The following is a 474-nucleotide window of genomic DNA, read 5'->3' as shown; positions in this document are numbered from 1 at the left end:
GCTGGACCGACAGGAACATCGTCGTGCCGTCGGGCGTGAAGCAGGGGCCGGTCGGCTCGGCGTCGTGCGGGCAGGTAAACAGCAACTTCGGCAGGCCGCGCGCCGCACCCTCGGTGTCGACACCATAGAACGTCTTGTCAAAGACCCGCTTCAGCTCGGGAAAACCAAGGGTGGATTGAGCGGCGGCGGCATGTGTTTCGCCGGCAAACAAGGAGCCGACGAAGCTGCCGCCGGCGATCAGCGCGCCGGAGGCGAGGCCGCCCTTCAGCATGTTGCGGCGCGAGACGCGCGCGGCAATGACGTCGCGGATAACAGGGGAGGGTGAAGACGGAGAATTGGCCATCGTCTCTACCTCTCAAGGTGGATGTTGACGACAGGCGCTTCCTAAGCCGCTTCGGCAACAGCCGCATGACATGAGAGAGCGTGTTGCGATGGAGAAGCGGACGGGCCGCCGCTACCCCTTGGTGCAGGTCG

General features: G+C 65.0%; 1 protein-coding gene. It reads right to left on the bottom strand.

The window, feature by feature from the left end:
• On the bottom strand, window positions 1–343 hold a 343-nt coding region (locus EN818_RS30770), incomplete at its 3' end, for an alkaline phosphatase PhoX (RefSeq protein WP_135906595.1).
• Window positions 344–474 lie beyond the last annotated feature (131 nt).

The sequence above is a fragment of the Mesorhizobium sp. M3A.F.Ca.ET.175.01.1.1 genome (assembly GCF_004791945.1).
GTDB lineage: Bacteria > Pseudomonadota > Alphaproteobacteria > Rhizobiales > Rhizobiaceae > Mesorhizobium.
Note: the sequence above shows the minus strand (reverse complement) of the source record. Positions and strands in the feature narration are given on the sequence as shown.